General features: G+C 55.6%; 15 protein-coding genes. 11 read left to right on the top strand and 4 right to left on the bottom strand.

Going from position 1 to position 17,837, the window contains the following annotated elements; translation table 11 throughout:
- Positions 1 to 80: 80 nt before the first annotated feature.
- Positions 81 to 2,129, top strand: coding sequence for a dockerin type I domain-containing protein (locus tag DS906_RS14000; RefSeq protein WP_233494793.1), 2,049 nt, complete (start codon positions 81 to 83; stop codon positions 2,127 to 2,129).
- Positions 2,130 to 2,142: 13 nt separating this feature from the next.
- Here DS906_RS14000 and DS906_RS13995 read toward each other — a convergent pair whose 3' ends face one another.
- The 3 genes from DS906_RS13995 to DS906_RS13985 all read right to left on the bottom strand — a co-directional run bounded on the left by DS906_RS13995 (position 2,143) and on the right by DS906_RS13985 (position 7,116).
- Entirely contained in the window at positions 2,143 to 3,456 is a 1,314-nt protein-coding gene (locus tag DS906_RS13995) for an HlyD family type I secretion periplasmic adaptor subunit (protein ID WP_113790760.1), read from the bottom strand.
- Positions 3,456 to 5,153 carry a type I secretion system permease/ATPase gene (locus DS906_RS13990; protein ID WP_113790823.1) on the bottom strand — a complete coding sequence of 566 codons (1,698 nt, stop codon included), beginning with the start codon at positions 5,151 to 5,153 and terminating at the stop codon, positions 3,456 to 3,458. Before DS906_RS13990 ends, DS906_RS13995 begins: the two co-directional genes overlap by 1 nt.
- Before the next feature lie 703 nt (positions 5,154 to 5,856).
- Positions 5,857 to 7,116, bottom strand: coding sequence for an aminotransferase class V-fold PLP-dependent enzyme (locus DS906_RS13985; protein ID WP_113790822.1), 1,260 nt, complete (start codon positions 7,114 to 7,116; stop codon positions 5,857 to 5,859).
- 558 nt (positions 7,117 to 7,674) lie between these two features.
- Here DS906_RS13985 and DS906_RS13980 point away from each other — a divergent pair.
- The 10 genes from DS906_RS13980 to DS906_RS13935 all read left to right on the top strand — a co-directional run bounded on the left by DS906_RS13980 (position 7,675) and on the right by DS906_RS13935 (position 16,373).
- Positions 7,675 to 9,414, top strand: a complete 1,740-nt coding sequence (locus DS906_RS13980) for an ABC transporter substrate-binding protein (protein WP_113790759.1) — start codon at positions 7,675 to 7,677, stop codon at positions 9,412 to 9,414.
- 82 nt (positions 9,415 to 9,496) lie between these two features.
- Positions 9,497 to 10,546: an ABC transporter ATP-binding protein gene (locus tag DS906_RS13975; protein WP_113790758.1), complete on the top strand. Its 1,050-nt coding sequence runs from the start codon at positions 9,497 to 9,499 to the stop codon at positions 10,544 to 10,546.
- Position 10,547: 1 nt separating this feature from the next.
- Positions 10,548 to 11,624 carry an ABC transporter ATP-binding protein gene (locus tag DS906_RS13970; RefSeq protein ID WP_113790757.1) on the top strand — a complete coding sequence of 359 codons (1,077 nt, stop codon included), beginning with the start codon at positions 10,548 to 10,550 and terminating at the stop codon, positions 11,622 to 11,624.
- Entirely contained in the window at positions 11,621 to 12,484 is an 864-nt protein-coding gene (locus DS906_RS13965; RefSeq protein WP_113790756.1) for a carbohydrate ABC transporter permease, read from the top strand. The genes DS906_RS13970 and DS906_RS13965 overlap by 4 nt, the downstream gene beginning before the upstream one ends.
- Complete coding sequence (locus DS906_RS13960; protein WP_113790755.1) at positions 12,481 to 13,278, top strand: carbohydrate ABC transporter permease; 798 nt, start codon at positions 12,481 to 12,483, stop codon at positions 13,276 to 13,278. The genes DS906_RS13965 and DS906_RS13960 overlap by 4 nt, the downstream gene beginning before the upstream one ends.
- An 8-nt stretch (positions 13,279 to 13,286) precedes the next feature.
- Positions 13,287 to 13,691 (top strand): DUF2160 domain-containing protein, encoded by a 405-nt coding sequence (locus DS906_RS13955; protein WP_113790754.1) that lies wholly within the window; start codon positions 13,287 to 13,289, stop codon positions 13,689 to 13,691.
- A 66-nt stretch (positions 13,692 to 13,757) separates the two neighbouring features.
- Positions 13,758 to 14,153, top strand: a complete 396-nt coding sequence (locus tag DS906_RS13950) for a BlaI/MecI/CopY family transcriptional regulator (RefSeq protein WP_113790821.1) — start codon at positions 13,758 to 13,760, stop codon at positions 14,151 to 14,153.
- Entirely contained in the window at positions 14,140 to 15,237 is a 1,098-nt protein-coding gene (locus tag DS906_RS13945) for a M56 family metallopeptidase (protein ID WP_113790753.1), read from the top strand. The genes DS906_RS13950 and DS906_RS13945 overlap by 14 nt, the downstream gene beginning before the upstream one ends.
- A 430-nt stretch (positions 15,238 to 15,667) precedes the next feature.
- The gene (gene speD, locus DS906_RS13940; RefSeq protein WP_113790752.1) at positions 15,668 to 16,057 is read left to right on the top strand and encodes an adenosylmethionine decarboxylase; all 390 of its coding nucleotides are present in this window, start codon (positions 15,668 to 15,670) and stop codon (positions 16,055 to 16,057) included.
- A gap of 7 nt (positions 16,058 to 16,064) precedes the next feature.
- Positions 16,065 to 16,373, top strand: a complete 309-nt coding sequence (locus DS906_RS13935; RefSeq protein WP_147235259.1) for a hypothetical protein — start codon at positions 16,065 to 16,067, stop codon at positions 16,371 to 16,373.
- Positions 16,374 to 16,408: 35 nt separating this feature from the next.
- Here DS906_RS13935 and DS906_RS13930 read toward each other — a convergent pair.
- Positions 16,409 to 17,751, bottom strand: a protein-coding gene (locus DS906_RS13930) for an IS3 family transposase (protein ID WP_369934897.1) whose coding sequence is annotated in 2 segments (ribosomal slippage) — positions 16,409 to 17,422 and positions 17,425 to 17,751 — 1,341 coding nt in all. Because the reading frame shifts where the segments join, the coding sequence is not laid out codon by codon here.
- Between the last annotated feature and the right edge of the window lie 86 nt (positions 17,752 to 17,837).

The raw sequence follows: 17,837 nt of genomic DNA, 5'->3' as shown, positions 1-17,837 counted from the left end.
ACAATTCCGCTTTGGTATCGGGCCGGGCATCGGATCATCCTGCAGTCATTGCCAAGTTTGGCGTGGGGTGATGTAGTATGATGCTTCAGTTCGAAAGCGTGGTTGCAACAGGGAGCGCAGCGCTCGATTCAGGTATCCGTGATACGGCTTTAAAAACGCTTAACGGGACCACGCATCTGTACAGTTTGACCGGCCCCGGCGGCGGTGTCGCCGTTTGGAAGCTTGTTGATGGCGCTGTTCCGCAACTGGTCGATACCGAGTATTTCAGTGGTTCGATCACATTTCAGGTCGGTCGCACCGGAACACCGGTTTCGTTCGGTGGTGGTGATCAGCTCGTTTTGGATATCGACACTGCAAATGGGCTGGTGGGGTATGATCTGAACCCGGATGGGACTGTTGGAACCTTGCGGGAAACCGGGACATTAACAGGCGGCGGTGACATTTCGGCCTTGGTGAAACTGTCGACCGGGTCCGGCGATCTGCTGATGATGGCACATGAAGATACCGGGCGGATTGTCACCTATAACGTTAACGGAGACGGCACATTGACGTCCTCGGGCGTGATTGTGGCAAAATCTGATTCGATGCAGGCGTTGAAGATTGGCGCAGACAACATTGTTATTGCGGCCGATGGGGCCAGCAACACTGTCTCGACCTACCGGGTTGATGGGGGAACCGGAGCCATAACAGCGGTAGACAACAGCGAGGCCCTGACGACTTTGGGAATCGCGACGCCCACGGCGGTCGAAGTGATACAGGCATATGGCAAGTCCTGGGTGGTGGTCGCGGGGGCTGAAAGCAACTCTCTCAGTGTGATGGAACTGGCTGCCGATGGTCGTCTGATCCCAACCGATCACGTCCTGGATTCGCTGCACACACGGTTCGAGTCGATTCAGGATATTTCGGTGGTCGACGTCAACGGGCATGTGTTCGTCGTCGCGGGCGGTGGCGATTATGGAATAACTTTGTTTGCCATGACGCCCGGTGGGCAATTGGTGCATTTGGACAGTTTTGCCGATACGCTCCAAAGCGGTTTGCAGAATGTGGAGTCGTTCAGCGTCGCGCAGGTCGGTGATGAGCTGCAGATTCTGGTCGCGTCGCAACAGGATGCTGGGCTGACCCAACTTACGGTGGATGTTGCGGATCTGGGTGTCGTTCGCAGTGGCCTGGGAACAGTTAACGGCACCGCCGGTAACGATATGCTCAGCGGCAATATTCTTCCTACGACCCTTAGTGGTGGGGCCGGAGATGACATATTGATTGCCGGTTCGGCCGCGACCACAATGACGGGCGGGTCCGGTGCCGACATCTTTGTCATGCAATACGGAGCGGAAACCACCACGATTACGGACTTTCAGGCTGGTATCGACCGGTTGGACGCGTTCGACTATCCGCTTCTCAGAACGCCCGGACAGTTGACCTTTACCGTGACGGCGCAGGGCGCCCGGTTTGAATACCTCAATGAGACGATAAACGTGAATTCTGCCTCTGGTGGTCCGCTGACCAGCGCTCAGGTGTTTGGCGCGGGTATTGGCGGCCCTGACCACATTCCTGTCGATTTCGGCGATTTCGGGGGGCTCGAGCCGGGCAGTTCCGATGGGGTTTTGGGGGATGTCTCAATCAATTCAGAGACCGCCAACCCCAGCCTCAGTGACGCTGAAATCAGCTTCACCCCAAATGGCGGAGCCACAATCAGTGCTCGTGCAGACAGCAATGGGCGGTTCGATTTGAATCTACCGTCCGGCACTTTCGAGGGTGAATTCGACGTCATCAAGACCTATTCTACCGCGAGCAAGGACATCAACGCATTGGACGCGCTGCAGGTTTTGCGAATTTCGGTCGGACTGGACCCGACATGGGGGCCGGCCTCGCCTGAGAATTTGATCGCAGCAGATTTCAACCGGGATGGTTCGGTGAACGCGCTCGATGCTTTGTCGATTCTGCAAGTGGCGGTCGGACAGCCCACTGCTGTTCGCCCGGAATGGGTTTTTATTGACAGTGACGCGGACCTTTCAGGGATCACGCGCACCGACGTTTCTTATGATACTGGGGCCAATGTGGTGGCTGTGGGTGGCGTGATTGCCACCGACATGACCTCAATCCTGCTGGGTAACCTCGAAGCGCCTTAGTGCGACCGGGAGGTCACTCTCGGAACGCCCGGTTGAAGTAATCTGCCAATGGTTTGACCAAATAAGACATTGGCGTACGTTCGTCCGTCTTGATTAACGTTTCCACTGGCATACCGGGCAGCAGTTCCTGCCCTTTCAGACGATCAACTTGCCCGTCTTGTGGAACGACTTCGGCGCGATAGAACGTCTGGCCGGTGTTTTCGTCGGTAAACGTATCAGCCGAGACATTCATAACCTGTCCGTCAATTTCAGGCGTTTCACGCTGATTGAACGCGGGAAACCGCAACAAAACCGGCTGGCCAACATGCAACTGGTCCACGTGAATTGCATCAACACGCGCAGCGACGACCAGGGGCGTATCCTGCGGTACCAGATACATCATAGGTTCCGCTGGTTGGATCACGGACTGCAGGGCAAAGACCTGACTGCCGTAAACCGTTCCCGAAACTGGGGCACGGATATCCAGTCGCGAAAGACGGGTGTCCAGCGACAGACGGCGCTCGGCCAATTCAGCAATCTGGGACTGAATATCACGCAGGGTCGTGATGGCTTCTTCTCGCCGTGTTGCTTCAAGCTCAAGGATCGAGATTTCGGTCGCTGATATCTGGCCTCCCAGGCGCGCTGCGGCAGCTTCCAACCGACCGATATCCCCTGTGAGGCTGGCCTCCTCACGCTGTAGGGCCGAAACACGACTGGCCTGAGTGAGGCCGCGCTGAAGCAAGCTTTGCTGATCGTCCAGTTCGGTTTGGATCAATTCAACCTGACGCCGCAGCGAGACAAGCTGCGCTTCGGTACCGTCGATTTCACTTTCGATTTGAACGGTCTGTTTGCTCAGCTGCTCTGTTTGCTGGTCCAATGTATTCAATCGCGCCTCAAACAGGCGTTGCTGACCGGCGATCAGATCAGGGTCGATGTTTTCCTGTTGCTGAATCTCAGCCAACCGGGTGGCCAGAGCTTCGGCATTTGCGCCATCTCGCTCGACTTCCAAACGTGCCCGGCGGGCCAGCAGTTCGAACAGCTGGGCTTCGACAATGGTCTTCTCGGACGACAGAAACGTATCATCCAACCGTAATAGTAATTCGCCGCTGGTGACGGCATCGCCATCGCGCACATAGATCTCACCAACAACGCCGCCGTCGGGGTGTTCAATCACCTGACGGTTGCTTTCGACCTCGATAATGCCCTGAGAGATAATGGCACCGGCCAAACGCGTGTTGACGGCCCAAACACCCAAGCCACCAACAAGGATGCCGAGAGCTGCAAAACCAACCAAAGCAGGGATCGTAATGCGCCACACCGGGCGTGGATTATTTGTTTTGTCCTGCATCAGTTGCTTGCCTTACTGAGGTTGCGCTGGATCGATCCGGCGTTTTGTACGACTGCGCCCAGAACCTCATCCCGAGGACCGGATTTGACCACCTGTCCGCGCTCCACCACCGCAAGATCATCGCATTCCGAGATCGCCTGCGGGCGGTGCGTCATAATGATCGCGGACTTTCCTGCGGCCTTGAGATCGCGAACGGCGGCGTTCAGCGCCTCGGTCCCATCGGCATCCAGCGCCGAGTTCGGTTCGTCCAAGATCAACAAAACGGGGTCTCCGTACAGCGCGCGCGACAACGCGATCCGCTGTTTTTGACCACCCGACAGCTGACTGTCATTGCCTTCCAGAATGGTGTCGTAACCTTTTTCCAGCGTCAGAATCAGCTCATGCGCGTTGGCCTTCTTGGCTGCTGCTACAACAGCTTCAGGATTTGGGTCTTCGGACATGCGCGCGATGTTTTCCGCTACAGTTCCGTTGAACAACGTAACCTCTTGCGGAAGGTATCCGATATGCTGACCCAGATCAGTTGGATCATATTGATCCAGCGTTGCACCTCCCAACCGGATTTCGCCTGCTGCAGGCTTCCAAATACCCAACAGCGCCTTGGCCAGCGTGGATTTTCCTGACCCACTTTTTCCGATGACACCAAGCGCCCGTCCGGGTTCGAGGTTCAATGAGACGTTACGCAGGGTTGGAGTATCCGCGCCCGGCGGGACAACCGTCAGGCCCTTGGCTGTCAGCCGGGCTTGGGGCACAGGCAGCTTGGTGCGCTGCGCTTCGGGCGGCGTGGCATCCAGAAACCGGCTCAACGAGGTCCACGCAGTTCGGGCGCGTTCAACGACAGCCCATTGCCCAACGACTTGTTCGACGGGCGCCAAAGCGCGGCCTAACAGGATTGATCCCGCGATCATCGCGCCGGGGGTCAGTTCGTTGCGCAGCACCAGCAATGCCCCAAGTGCCAGCATTGCAGATTGTAAAAACAGCCGCAGCGACTTGGTCACGGATGAAAAGCTGCCGGTCCAGTCACTGGCGGCGATTGTCTGCTGCAGGGCGTTTGTGCGTTGTCTCTGCCATCTTCGCGTGATGTCCTGTTGCATGCCTTGCGAACGTATGACTTCGGCCGCCTGTCGGGCATGTTCAGAAAAGATGTTGGCTTTAGCCGACGAGGATTGAGCCAAGGCAACTTTGCGACGGGTCAGTATCTGGTTCAACAACGCGATCACAACTAAAAGCGAGCCGCCACCAACAGCCAGCCAGCCCAGAAGGGGATGGAACAGAAAGATTGCTGCGATAAAGATTGGCGTCCAGGGGATGTCCATCACAGCCAACAGAACCGGAGAGGAACACAGGTTTTGGATAGACTCTAGATCGCGTAATGCTGTCGCCGGGGCAGCGCGGGCGCGCGGATGCAGCGATCGACGCAGGGTCGCGTCAAACACGCGTTCGTCCAATTGCGACTGAAACCGTGCGCCAAAACGCGCCACGATCCGACCCCGCGCAAAATCGAGCATGGCCATAAGGCCGTACAATAAAGCGACCAACAGGAACAGCGCTGCCAAAGTCTCGACCGCTCGGGAGCCAAGTACACGATCATAGACCTGCAACATGAACAAGGGTCCGGTCAGCATCAGCAAGTTGACGAAGATACTGAACAGAAACGCCAGCGCCAGGAATGTGATCCCCTGGTTGCGCGCTGATTGCATTTCATGTCTTGGCTGGGCGGCCATGCGGTTCTCAATATTCACGAACGATGCTTCTCGTTTTTGTTGCTCGGGCTTCGAATGGGCTAGCATTCGCGCGCATCCTAGACTGATGTCTCAACAGTGGAAATGCATGCCGTTGCGGATTGTCCATATGCCGCCGACCGCCTTCGTAATCGGCGTATTGAGTATGGCTTAGTGGGTTCAGACTCGCGCGTTGATTGAATTGAAACTCTCTTGGCCTTTAAGTAGCGCAATCAAGGCAGAGTCCACTCGGCAAACATCTCAACCGCTCTGAATTGTGCGTTTGTCATAGTCGCGCTTGGCTTAAACCAGTCTGCAACAATAGGATTTTTTGATCCGTTTCGTGCGACCAATTACTTGGGGGGCATGTCTCATAAAAAATGGCACTTCGTGTCTGAAACAAACCGCTATTGTTGTCACAAGCAATAGCGTGGGAATAAGCGCAGTCGCGCCTAGTGATGTCGATGTGACCGGCATTGTAACCCAACCTTGGGCCAGGCTGTCACGGATTCGCGATGCAAGGATCGTTTCCTGGCAAAAGCTGAATGTAAGTTTGCTCTGACATTTGGTGGGTTCACCACGGCCATCATCGAGCTAACGCTAGTCCTGTCTTTACTGCGATTCTGACGACGCTCGGACGCGCGGCAGAAGGCCGCGCACTCGCATGTGTTCACTAGTCTGGTTAGCCGTTTTCGCCTAAAACCTTGATGGCCCCAAGCAGGCGGGCGATTTCCTGTTCCGTGTTGTAGTGACAGAAGGAAATGCGGATGCAATCCGACAGACCCAGCGGTGTAAGAACGTTGCCAGAATAGTGATCGGCCTTTCGCGTATGGGTGCGAATGCCCTGTTGATTCAATATCTCGACCACGTCTTCGGATGCATGCCCCTCGACCACGATTGACACCAGCCCTTCGCGTGCCGGGTTGTCGGCGCCCGCCAGAATGGTCACGTGATCCATATCACGCAGCCCTGGCAGATTGCCTGTGCCGTCGATGGCGGTATTGGTCAGGTGGGTTTCATAGGCGTGAATGGCATGACCCGCAGCCTCGATCCGTTTGCGCGGTTCGGTCTCATCCGAGATTTCGCTACCGAGCCAGTCAAAATACGCCACTACGTCCGATATGGTTGCGTAAGATCCCGCGTCACGGGTCCCGAACTCCCACCCGGTCGTAGGTGCGTCGATCAACATGTCATGCGGCAAAGCGCTGAGTTTGTCAGAAATCCAGGCGATGCCATATCCGTGACGCGAAAACACTTTATAGGGCGAGATCGCGTAGCCATCGACATTATAGCCGTCCAGGTCCAGTTGCCCGTGGGCCGCATGCTGAATGCCGTCGACGATGATCAAACAATCCGGTGCCATAGAACGGATCGCCGCGGAAATCGCAGCTACGTCCATGCCCATGCCTGTCACGGGCGACGCATGCAGGATTGTTGCCACTGCGACATCTGGCGTCATCAGCGCGGTATAGTCATCGGCCGTAACCAACCCGGTGTCGTTGCCGTGGGGCACATTCACATACTCCAGCCCTGCGATTTCAGCCCAGCGGCGTGCTGCGCTTCGGGTGGCAGGGTGCTCGATGGATGAACCTATCACTGTTGACCCTTTGGGGGCGACCAGACACGCGGTGCGGATCATGCGAAACAGCAACTCGGTTCCGCTTTCGCCTGCGAAGAACTGCCCGGAAGATGCGTTCATGAACACGGCCAGGTCGTCTTTGGCCTTGTTAATAACGCCTTGGGTTCCCTGACCTGCCGGATTTATGCGCCCGGGATTGTCCGGGATTGCTGCATAAAAAGCCGAGGTTTCAGCGACGGATTTCAATGTCAGTGCACCGCCCGCATTCTCGAAAAAGATGCGTTCGCCTTGAAACGGGCAAGTGCCGACATGGGCGAACCGGTCGCGGATGGCGTCGATGAGGGCAGGGTTGTCTTGGATCATAGATTTGTCCTGTGCATAGTCAGAGCGCGGTTCACGATCGCACGGCGGAGCTTGGTCGCCGCGATAAGGCTTTGTTCCGAAAACCGTCGACAGAGTCATCGAAAATTCCGCGAATTGAATTGATCAGGCCGCATGCTGCCATCCTGTCAAGCGACAACGCGACATGATTGCGCCGCACCGTCGTTTTGTGTCGCTATCGAACTATTCTTTCATAAAAGTTTTCGCGCTTTTTACCGGGAGATCCAGATGAGAATGGCGTCTTCTATTGGCTCGAGGGTGTGGTGAAGCACGGGATACGTATCGTGAACGGTTTCATATCCTCGACAATGGTTTTTGTCAGCTTAAGCAATCTTCCCGCAGGGTGTTTTTTACGATGGTCGGACACTTTCCTGCCGTTGGTTGATATGCTAGCTTGTTTGAAATAATGATTATTATTAAATAGTTATGCTGGATTGACCTATTTACTAAAAATTTAGTTTGACAGGTGCGTAGAAAATCGCTGATGCTGTCTGCTATCCGGTTTGCGCCGGAAAACCATAATTTTTTGGGAGGAAAGAGATGCGGAGACATCTACTTTCCGCAGTGGCGGCTGTTGCCGTCATTGCGGGGCACGGTCCCGTTTGGGCCGACGAAGCCGCAGCACAACGTTGGATCGACGACGAATTCCAGCCATCGACCCTGTCGAAAGACGAACAGATGGCGGAAATGCAATGGTTCATCGAAGCTGCACAGCCTTACAATGGCATGGAAATCAACGTTCTGTCCGAAGGCATTCCGACCCACTCCTACGAATCCGAGGTTCTGACCAAGGCATTCGAAGAGATCACGGGCATCAAGGTCAACCACCAGATTCTTGGTGAGGGTGAAGTTGTCCAGGCCGTACAGACTCAACTGCAAACCGGCCGGAACCTGTATGACGGCTATGTCAATGACAGTGACCTGATCGGCACGCATTCGCGTCTGCAGCTGGCTTATCCGCTGACTGACATGATGGGTGGCGACTGGGCAGGCACGACCTCGCCGACGCTGGATCTGGATGACTTCATGGGCATTCAGTTCACCACCGGTCCGGACGGCAAGCTGTATCAGCTGCCGGATCAGCAATTCGCAAATCTTTATTGGTTCCGCAAGGACTGGTTCGATGATGAGGCCAACAAAGCCGCGTTCAAAGAGAAGTACGGCTATGATCTGGGTGTTCCGGTCAACTGGTCAGCTTACGAAGACATCGCCGATTTCTTCACCAACGACGTGAAAGAAGTCGATGGCACCACGATCTATGGCCACATGGATTACGGCAAGCGCGCGCCTGACCTGGGTTGGCGCATGACTGACGCCTGGCTGTCGATGGCTGGTGCAGGTGACAAAGGCGAGCCAAACGGTATCCCTGTCGACGAATGGGGCATCCGCATGGAAGCGGGCACCTGTAACCCCGTTGGTGCCTCCGTATCACGCGGTGGTGCTGCGAACGGTCCGGCTGCGGTCTATGCGATCCGCAAGTGGGATGAATGGCTGCGGAACTATGCGCCTCCGGGTGCGGCTTCTTATGACTTCTACCAGTCGCTGCCAGCGCTCAGCCAAGGCAACGTGGCCCAGCAGATCTTCTGGTACACCGCCTTTACCGCCGACATGGTGAAGCCGAAGTCCGAAGGCAACAACACCGTGGATGACGAAGGCACACCGCTGTGGCGGATGGCGCCCAGCCCGCACGGCCCCTACTGGGAAGATGGCCAGAAGGTCGGGTATCAGGACGTGGGTTCCTGGACATTCCTGAAGTCGACCCCTGCTGATCGTGCTCAGGCGGCTTGGCTCTATGCCCAGTTCGTGACCTCCAAGACCGTCGATGTGAAGAAGTCCCACGTGGGACTGACCTTCATCCGCGACAGCTCGGTCAATCACGAGTCGTTTACTGAGCGCGCACCCAAGCTGGGTGGTCTGGTCGAGTTCTACCGCTCACCTGACCGTGTGGCATGGTCGCCGACCGGCATCAACGTGCCGGACTATCCGAAGCTGGCCCAAATCTGGTGGCAGCAGATTGGAGACGTGAACTCGGGCGCCTTCACCCCGCAAGAGGCGATGGACCGTCTGGCCGAAGAGATGGACATCACCATGGCCCGCATGCAGGCCGCGGATGAAAGCGCTGGTGTCTACGGTGGTTGTGGTCCCCGCCTGAACGAACCGCAGGATGCGTCGTTCTGGTTGGAAAAAGCAGGCTCGCCCAAAGCCAAGCTCGAGAACGAAAAGCCGCAGGGCCAGACCGTTAACTATGACGAACTGGTTCAACGCTGGCAGTCTCAATAAGCCATAGAAACCCGGGGATGCCGCTGTAGGCATCCCCACCTCAAGGCCAGTGCGACGCACTGAAGAACCGGAACCCACGGACATGATCGAACTACAAGATGCCACCAAACGCGTTGGCAACGTCATCCATATCAAGCCCACGACCCTGACGCTGCAAACCGGCCATTTCAATGTGCTGCTGGGCGCGACGGGATCGGGCAAAACCTCTCTGATCAAGATGATGGCCGGGCTGGACCCAATCGCCTCAGGCAAAGTCTTGATGGACGGGCAGGACGTCACAAGGCTGAACACGCAAAAGCGGCAGATCAGCCTCGTGCACCAGTTCTTCGTGAACTATCCGCATATGACTGTTTTCGATAACATTGCCTCGCCTTTACGCGTGGCAGGGATGGCGAAATCCGAGATTGAAGGGCGCGTGGAAGAGGCTGCAGACCTGCTGCAGCTGCGCCCGATGTTGCATCGCCGACCGCATGAGCTGTCAGGCGGACAACAACAACGCACCGCGCTGGCCCGTGCCATCGCAAAAGAAAGTCGTGCCGTGTTCTTGGATGAGCCGTTGGCCAACCTTGATTACAAGCTGCGTGAAGAACTGCGCGAGCAACTACCCGACCTGTTTGCCGGTCGTGGGGCGGTGGTGGTTTACGCCACCTCGGAACCCGAAGAGGCGCTGCTTTTGGGTGGATATACCGCCCTTATGGAAGACGGTTGCGTTACGCAATTTGGCCCGACTGCTGATATCTATCGCAACCCTGAGAATATTGCCGCTGCGCGCGTGTTCTCAGACCCGCCGATCAATGTGGCACGCGTCACCGTGTCCGGCGCACAAGCGCGATTGGCGGGTGGAGGTGGCTGGCAGGTCGCGGATATGACTGATGGCGAGTACATGGTCGCAGTGCGGCCGCACCGAGTGACACCAATCCGTACTTCGGATTCAGATGTGGAGCTGACCGGTCGGGTGATTGTAACCGAATTGTCAGGGTCGGATTCCAGCGCTCATTTCCAGCATGGGGACGATGCGTGGGTCTCTTTGGCAGCTGGTGTACACCCCTATCAGGTGGGCGAAGACCACCGTTTTTTCATGAACCCGGCCCATTGTCGGTATTTCGGCCAAGACGGCAAAAGGGTAGCCTGACATGGCACAGATCAAGCTTTCAAACCTTAAACACAGCTACATGCCGACGCCAAAAGGCCCGGATGACTACGCGCTGAAGGAAATCGACGTGACCTGGCGAGATGGCGGGGCTTATGCCCTGTTAGGGCCGTCAGGCTGCGGGAAGTCCACTCTGCTGAACATCATTTCCGGCCTTCTGACACCGTCTGAGGGGCAGATCCTGTTCGATGACCGCGACGTGACGGCCTTGCCGCCCGATCAACGCAATATCGCGCAGGTGTTCCAGTTCCCGGTGATCTACGACACGATGACCGTAGGTGAAAACCTGGCGTTTCCGCTGAAAAACCGTGGTGTCGACGCCGCGACAATCAAACGCCGCGTTGATGAGATAGCCGAGATGCTGGACGTCACCGAGTTGCTAAAAACCCGTGCGTCGGGCCTTAGCCCGGACAACAAACAGAAGATCTCGATGGGTCGCGGTTTGGTGCGTGATGACGTGAATGCGGTGATGTTCGACGAACCGCTGACTGTGATCGACCCACACTTGAAATGGAAACTGCGGTCGAAACTGAAAGAACTACATCAGCGCGTCAAAGCCACGATGATCTACGTGACCCACGATCAGACCGAGGCGCTGACCTTCGCGGACGAAGTGGTCGTGATGCAAGACGGTGAAGTGGTTCAGATCGGCACACCTGTCGAGCTGTTCGAACGTCCTCAGCACACGTTTGTTGGCCACTTCATCGGCTCACCCGGCATGAACGTCTTGCCATGCGAGGCAAGGGGCGACCGCGCCGTTTTCGAAGGTCACGAAGTGGTGCTGGAAGGTCCGACCCATGGTGATGGCGGTCGCACCGATCTGGGCATCCGCCCCGAATATGTTGGGTTCAGTGACACCGGTATCCCCGCACATGTGACAAAGGTTTCGGATATTGGCCGTCACTACGTGGTAAGCGCCATGGTCGGTAATACGGCCCTGAAAGCAGTAACTGAACACAGTGTTCCGGAACCGGGATCACAAGTCTTCCTGCAATTCAAACCTGAACAATCGCGCGTCTACCGCGACGGCTGGATCGCAAGCGAGGAGCGGGCACAATGAGAACGGAAAACCAAAAGGCATGGTTCTTTGTCTTGCCGGTGCTGGGACTGGTCGCGTTCAACGCGCTGGTGCCGATGATGACGGTGGTCAACTACTCGGTGCAGGAGACCTTCGGGAACAACCAATTCTTCTGGGAAGGGCTGGGCTGGTTCGAGCAGATCCTGCGCTCGGACCGGTTCCAGGCTGCACTTGGACGGCAATTTCTGTTCACTTTCCTGATCCTGCTGATTGAGGTGCCTCTGGGCATCATCGTGGCCCTGTCGATGCCTCGCAAAGGGTTCTGGGTTCCTGTCTGCCTGGTTCTCATGGCTCTGCCGATGCTGATCCCGTGGAACGTAGTCGGGTCGATGTGGAACATCTTTACCCTGCCCAAGATCGGCTTGCTGGGCTATTTCCTGAATGACGTTTTGGGCATCAACTATGACATGACGCAGCAGCCGTTGTCGGCATGGATCACGGTCGTCATCATGGATGTCTGGCACTGGACCTCATTGGTCGTACTGCTTTGCTATGCGGGCCTCGTGTCGATCCCGGACGCTTATTATCAGGCCGCCAAGATTGACGGCGCCAGCCCGTGGTCGGTGTTTCGCTATATTCAGCTGCCCAAGATGAAAACAGTCCTGACCATCGCTGTTCTGCTGCGGTTCATGGACAGTTTCAACATCTATACCGAGCCCTTCGTTCTAACGGGCGGCGGCCCCGGCAACTCAACCACCTTGCTGTCGATCGACCTTGTGAAGATCGCGCTGGGACAGTTCGACCTTGGCCCTGCAGCCGCGATGAGCTTGATATACTTCGCCATCACGCTGCTTGTGTCGTGGGTATTCTACACTCTGATGACAAAGGATGACGCGCAATGAAGAAGCGGTCCCTTATCCCAATCCTCTATATCGCATTCCTGATGCTGCCGATCTATTGGCTGGTTGCGATGTCCTTCAAGACCACGAACGAGATTCTGTCGGGCTTTTCCCTGTTCCCTCAGACCTTCACGCTGGAGAATTACATCACCATTTTCACAGATCCGACGTGGTATTGGGGCTACATAAATTCCATCGCCTATGTGACTATCAATACAGTGCTTTCTGTCTGTGTGGCCTTGCCCGCCGCCTATGCATTTTCTCGTTATCGGTTCCTTGGCGACAAGCAGTTGTTCTTCTGGCTACTGACCAATCGTATGGCGCCGGCTGCGGTGTTCGCGCTGCCTTTCTTCCAGCTATATTCGTCCATCGGTCTGTTCGACACATACTTGGCCGTGGCACTTGCCCATACATTGTTCAACGTGCCGTTGGCCGTTTGGATCCTGGAAGGTTTCATGCGCGGCATTCCCAAAGAGCTGGACGAGACCGCCTATGTGGATGGCTACTCGTTCCCACGTTTCTTCGTGACGATTTTCCTGCCGAACATCAAAGCGGGTGTCGGTGTCGCGGCCTTCTTCTGTTTCATGTTTTCGTGGGTCGAGATGCTATTGGCCAAAACTCTGACTGCAGTTGATGCCAAACCCATCGCGGCCGTGATGACGCGCACCGCCTCGAGCGCCGGGTACGAATTGGGCCTGCTGGCCGCTGCCGGCACCCTGACCATTATCCCCGGTGCCATCGTCATCTGGTTTGTCCGTAATTACATCGCGCGCGGTTTCGCGATGGGCCGTGTGTGAGGTTCGATATGCGTAAACTATTTCTCGCCCTAACCTTATTCCCTTCTTCGGCATTTGCGCAGGCGCAGACTGGATGGGGCAATGTTGGCCAGCAAGAGGACAAGGGTTTTTCATGGACCGATCCGCTGTGGCCCGATTTCTGGATGGCCTGGACGCCTGCTACTTTGGCTGTGTTTGTAGGAATATTCTCGGCAATCGCTTTGATTGGCATTCTGGAAGGATTCAAATACCGCGACGGGATCGAACGGCGCGGCGTGCTGGGCCTGACCACCACGCTCGGCGATCGGCTGTTCATCACGCTCCTGGGTTCGGTCTACATCTTTCTGGCCTGGCTTGGACTGGTGGGGCAACCGGTTTGGACGCCGCTGTTTTTGTCCATCGGTTGGGGCATCTTCGTCTTCTGGAAAGTTTAGGCTTTGCGAAACAGTGAAAGGATGCTTGTCTGTCAGGCATACTAAAAAATGGCGACACCGAGACTGATGCGAAAGAAAAAAACTACAAACTTGCTGACCGAAGTGGAACTTGAGTTCATGAACGAACTCTGGGCGCTGGGTCAGGGCTCGGTCCGAGATGTTCTTGATCGTTTGGCGCCGGATCGAAATCTGGCCTACACATCCGGCGCAACAATTTTGCGCATTCTCGATGAAAAGGGATTTGTAGAAAGCGAAAAGAACGGCAAATCGTTGATTTATAGGCCACTTCTGGAAAAAGACAGGTATCAGTCGCGTTCGCTGCAAAATCTCTCCCGGACGTTGTTCGACGACACTCCCGCAACTTTGGTTGCAAGGTTGGTCGACGATGCGGGGCTGACAGAAGATGATCTTGAGGAAATTCGAGCACTGGTAGAGAGGAGACTGCAAAATGACGGCGGTTAAACCGGTTCTCGACGCTTTTCTCGAGTTCAATGTTGTACTTGGATTGTCGGCACTTATCTGGCTGTTGGCGCGCGTCGTGTTGGCGCGATCGTCGATGCGATATGGGTTTGTTGTGCAACTTCGATCGCTCAAAGCACTTTGTATCTGTGTTGTGCTGAGCCCGGTGCTGGCAATGGGTGTCTCGGCCTTTATCGGTTTTCTGTGGCCAGGACGCGCAGTCGCGCTGGGTGATCTGGCCGTGACAGCCTATTTACGTGGTGATATTGCCATGCCAGCTGCGCAGTTCGAAACCCTGCTGAACACGCGCGAACGTTGGCTTGATCACGTTCTTTCTGGTTCGTCTGTCCTTGTAACATGCGTTTTGTTTGCATTCGCTCTGGTGTCGAGTTTCCTGACAATTCGGGTGGTTCGCGATGCATGGGCAATTCGTAAAACCGTGAGATCCAGCTTTCTTTGGCGGCGGTCGTCCAAGGTAGACATTCGGTTGTCGGACCGGATAACCGTACCCTTCGCTGTGCGCGGCCTACGTCGCCGCCACGTCGTCTTACCCAGCCATTTGCTGAATACACCGCGTGAATTGCGGTTCGCTCTGGCACACGAATTTCAACACATCCGTGCTATGGACGTAGAGTGGGAATTGGGCTTTGAGCTGATGCGCCCGCTACTGTTCTGGAACCCGGCATATCTGGTGATTAAGCACCAGTTTGACCGACTGCGCGAGTTGGCCTGTGACCAGTCTGTTGTCTCGCGCAAAGGTATAGACGCCAAAGACTATACGGCCTGTTTGCTGGATTACTGTTCGCGATCTCTTACAATGAATTGCCCACGTATTCTTCATGTGGCTTTGGTGAACGGGACAAAAGCAAAGCATGTGTTGCGTTTGCGTGTGATTGCCTTGACCGAAGCGTCGACGGCAAGTCCTCCTCTGCCTGCTGTATTTCTAGGGATGACTCTAGCATTGGCAACCATTCTTGCTATCAGCTCGGCGTCAGTGCGCCAAACGCAGGATTGGAGCCACGATCGCTTGATGCTGTCGACAGTTGTTAATCTGGAACGGCTTGAGGCTCGCACTCAGGGGAATTGATATGCGGTGATGATCTCCGGCTAGGGTTGGAGAGACGGATTGCGGTGTTATGCGCATGTGTTCAGCGCCGGGTATTTTTTAGCCCGAGGCTGGGGCATGTTGAGTTCCTGATGGGGCAGGGGTGCCCCGTTCTCATGTAATCAGGCAGAGCTATGTCGTTTCACAAACGTACAACCACTCGCACAACCGGCAATGTGATGCAGTGCGGACCTGAATCCAGTGCCGGTTTCACGCTTCCCAAAGAATGGATCGGATATCAAACGAGAGTCTGACGGCAAATAATCAGGCCCTGTTATGATCCCCTATAGGTTGTGTGCTTTTTGCCACAGCGTGGCAGTCAGACGCGGACAACCTTGCAGTCAGATTGACTGCAGAGATCAATAAAATAGAAGTAGATCAATAATTTATGGTTTGAGGCTTTGAGTTTTATATGAGCGCTGTTTTGCCCTCTTTGGGTGTACACCTTTTAGCGGATTTCTTCGATTCAACTGCACTTTATGATCCTGACCCAGCTGAAGAAGCTCTGACACGCGCGGCGATTGCAGCCAATGCGCATGTCCTTGACGTGGAAACTCATGATTTTGGACAACGTGCGGGGTTTACCGGGGTGGCTTTGTTGGCTGAATCCCATATCTCGATCCACACATGGCCCGAGCATGGTTATGCGGCCATTGATATCTTCATGTGCGGCGACGCCGAGCCGCAGCGCAGCCTGGAAGTACTGAAATCCTATTTCCGCCCGCAGCGCCTTGAGGTGCAATCCATCAAAAGGGGCCTGATCAGACAAAACGTGCCGCGGCTGGCTGTGGCTGGCTTTTAAAGGGCAAATGAGAGAGCTGCGCAGATGCCCGGTCACGATATCTCTTATCCTGTGCGCGATCTGCGTCTACGTGCTGTTCGGTCCGGTGCGTTATTCGGGACCTGTGCAAAGCTTGCCCGACCATCTGTTGTTTGTAATCCGGCATGGCGATCTGAGCCATCTGACACTCAACTGCCTAATGATCTTTATCGGCGGCTGTCTGACCGAACCTCGTTTGGGCAGTATCTGGACCGCAGGCCTTGTGATCTTGAGCGTCGTTGCCGGCACAGTGGCAGAGTGTCCGTCGGCAGAGTTTTTGGGTCCAAAGGTCGCCTGAACTAAGAGAGTGTCTGGCTCATCTGGTTGGGTTGATTATGCGGCGCGTTGGCTGTGATGCAAGCGGCGCGCTTCGAGCGTCTTTCGTTTGATCTTTTCTCGTTGTTGTAGAATGGCTTTGTCCCGTCCGAAGTAGACGTCGGCAGGTGTGACGTTGTTCAGGCTCTCGTGGTAGCGCTGGTGGTTGTAGTGGTCGACGAAGGCTTCGATCTGGGCTTCGAGGTCGCCGGGCAAAAAGTAGTTTTCCAGCAGGATGCGGTTTTTCAAAGTCTGATGCCATCGCTCGATCTTGCCCTGCGTCTGGGGATGATACGGCGTTCCGCGTGAGTGCTTCATGCCCCTATCCTGCAACCATTCAGCCAGATCACCCGAGACGTAGCTGGATCCATTGTCGCTGAGTAGCCGTGGTTTATGAACGACGTGGACCTGATCACATCCTGACGCCTCAAGCGCCAGGTCAAGCGTGTCAGTCACGTCCTCAGCCCTCATGTTCGTACAGAGTTTCCACGAGATGATGTAGCGGCTGTAGTCATCCAGGATCGTGCTGAGATAGAACCACCCCCAGCCCAAAACCTTGAGGTACGTGAAGTCCGTCTGCCACAGCTGGTTAATGGCTGTAGTCTTGTCTTTGAACTCGTTGGCGGCCTTGATCACGATGAAGGCGGGGCTGGTGATCAGATCATGGGCTTTGAGTATCCGATATGTTGAAGCCTCTGATACGAAATAGCTTTCTTGATCTGTGAATGTGATCGCCAACTCCCGTGGCGATAATTCTGTTTCCTTCAGGGCCAATTTGACGACCTTGCGCCGCACCGCGTCAGGAATGCGGTTCCAGACGTGTCTTGGCTTGGGAGATTGGTCCTGCAAACCAGCCTCGCCACGCTGATGGTATCGGTCATACCAGCGGTAGAAGGTTGTGCGTGGAATACCCAGCTTGGCCAATGTCTGGCGCGCTGACAGGTGGCTCTCTTCGACCAGCCGGATGATTTCCAGTTTCTCAGATGCGGGATACCTCATTCTTGGTCGCCCCCACCGTCGATCATGCTTTTTTTAAGCAAGCGGAGTTCAAGCGTTTGTTCCGCGACGACCTCCTTCAGATCACGGGCTTCGCGGCGCAGATCTTTGACCTCATCGGTCGTGGCGGCACGGGCCGTGTCGCCAGCCAAGCGCCGCTTACCGGCTTCCATGAAATCCTTGGACCATTTGTAGTAAACGCCCTGGGAAATCCCCTCGCGGCGGCACAGCTCAGCAATGCTATCCTCGCCACGCAGGCCGTCCAGCACGATCCTGATCTTCTCTTCAGAGGAATACTGCTTGCGGGTCGCCCGCTTTATGTCCTTGACGATCTTCTCGCCGGGGCTCTGGTTCGTCTTTCTCATCGTCCACTCCTCGGTGGTTACGATGAGCCAGAAACCCTCTCTTATCAAATCGCCCTATTTGGACCCATAAGCGCTGACGTCAGACA

The sequence above is a fragment of the Ruegeria sp. A3M17 genome (assembly GCF_003318255.1).
Taxonomy (GTDB): domain Bacteria; phylum Pseudomonadota; class Alphaproteobacteria; order Rhodobacterales; family Rhodobacteraceae; genus Ruegeria.
This window is presented reverse-complemented; position numbering and strand designations above follow the sequence as displayed.

What these genes read in the sequence shown, in the direction of transcription:
- DS906_RS14000 (WP_233494793.1), top strand. Translation starts at nt 81, where the DNA reads ATGCTTCAGTTCGAAAGCGTGGTTGCAACAGGGAGCGCAGCGCTCGAT.
- DS906_RS13995 (WP_113790760.1), bottom strand. Translation starts at nt 3,456, where the DNA reads ATGCAGGACAAAACAAATAATCCACGCCCGGTGTGGCGCATTACGATC.
- DS906_RS13990 (WP_113790823.1), bottom strand. Translation starts at nt 5,153, where the DNA reads ATGCAATCAGCGCGCAACCAGGGGATCACATTCCTGGCGCTGGCGTTT.
- DS906_RS13985 (WP_113790822.1), bottom strand. Translation starts at nt 7,116, where the DNA reads ATGATCCAAGACAACCCTGCCCTCATCGACGCCATCCGCGACCGGTTC.
- DS906_RS13980 (WP_113790759.1), top strand. Translation starts at nt 7,675, where the DNA reads ATGCGGAGACATCTACTTTCCGCAGTGGCGGCTGTTGCCGTCATTGCG.
- DS906_RS13975 (WP_113790758.1), top strand. Translation starts at nt 9,497, where the DNA reads ATGATCGAACTACAAGATGCCACCAAACGCGTTGGCAACGTCATCCAT.
- DS906_RS13970 (WP_113790757.1), top strand. Translation starts at nt 10,548, where the DNA reads ATGGCACAGATCAAGCTTTCAAACCTTAAACACAGCTACATGCCGACG.
- DS906_RS13965 (WP_113790756.1), top strand. Translation starts at nt 11,621, where the DNA reads ATGAGAACGGAAAACCAAAAGGCATGGTTCTTTGTCTTGCCGGTGCTG.
- DS906_RS13960 (WP_113790755.1), top strand. Translation starts at nt 12,481, where the DNA reads ATGAAGAAGCGGTCCCTTATCCCAATCCTCTATATCGCATTCCTGATG.
- DS906_RS13955 (WP_113790754.1), top strand. Translation starts at nt 13,287, where the DNA reads ATGCGTAAACTATTTCTCGCCCTAACCTTATTCCCTTCTTCGGCATTT.
- DS906_RS13950 (WP_113790821.1), top strand. Translation starts at nt 13,758, where the DNA reads ATGCGAAAGAAAAAAACTACAAACTTGCTGACCGAAGTGGAACTTGAG.
- DS906_RS13945 (WP_113790753.1), top strand. Translation starts at nt 14,140, where the DNA reads ATGACGGCGGTTAAACCGGTTCTCGACGCTTTTCTCGAGTTCAATGTT.
- speD (WP_113790752.1), top strand. Translation starts at nt 15,668, where the DNA reads ATGAGCGCTGTTTTGCCCTCTTTGGGTGTACACCTTTTAGCGGATTTC.
- DS906_RS13935 (WP_147235259.1), top strand. Translation starts at nt 16,065, where the DNA reads ATGAGAGAGCTGCGCAGATGCCCGGTCACGATATCTCTTATCCTGTGC.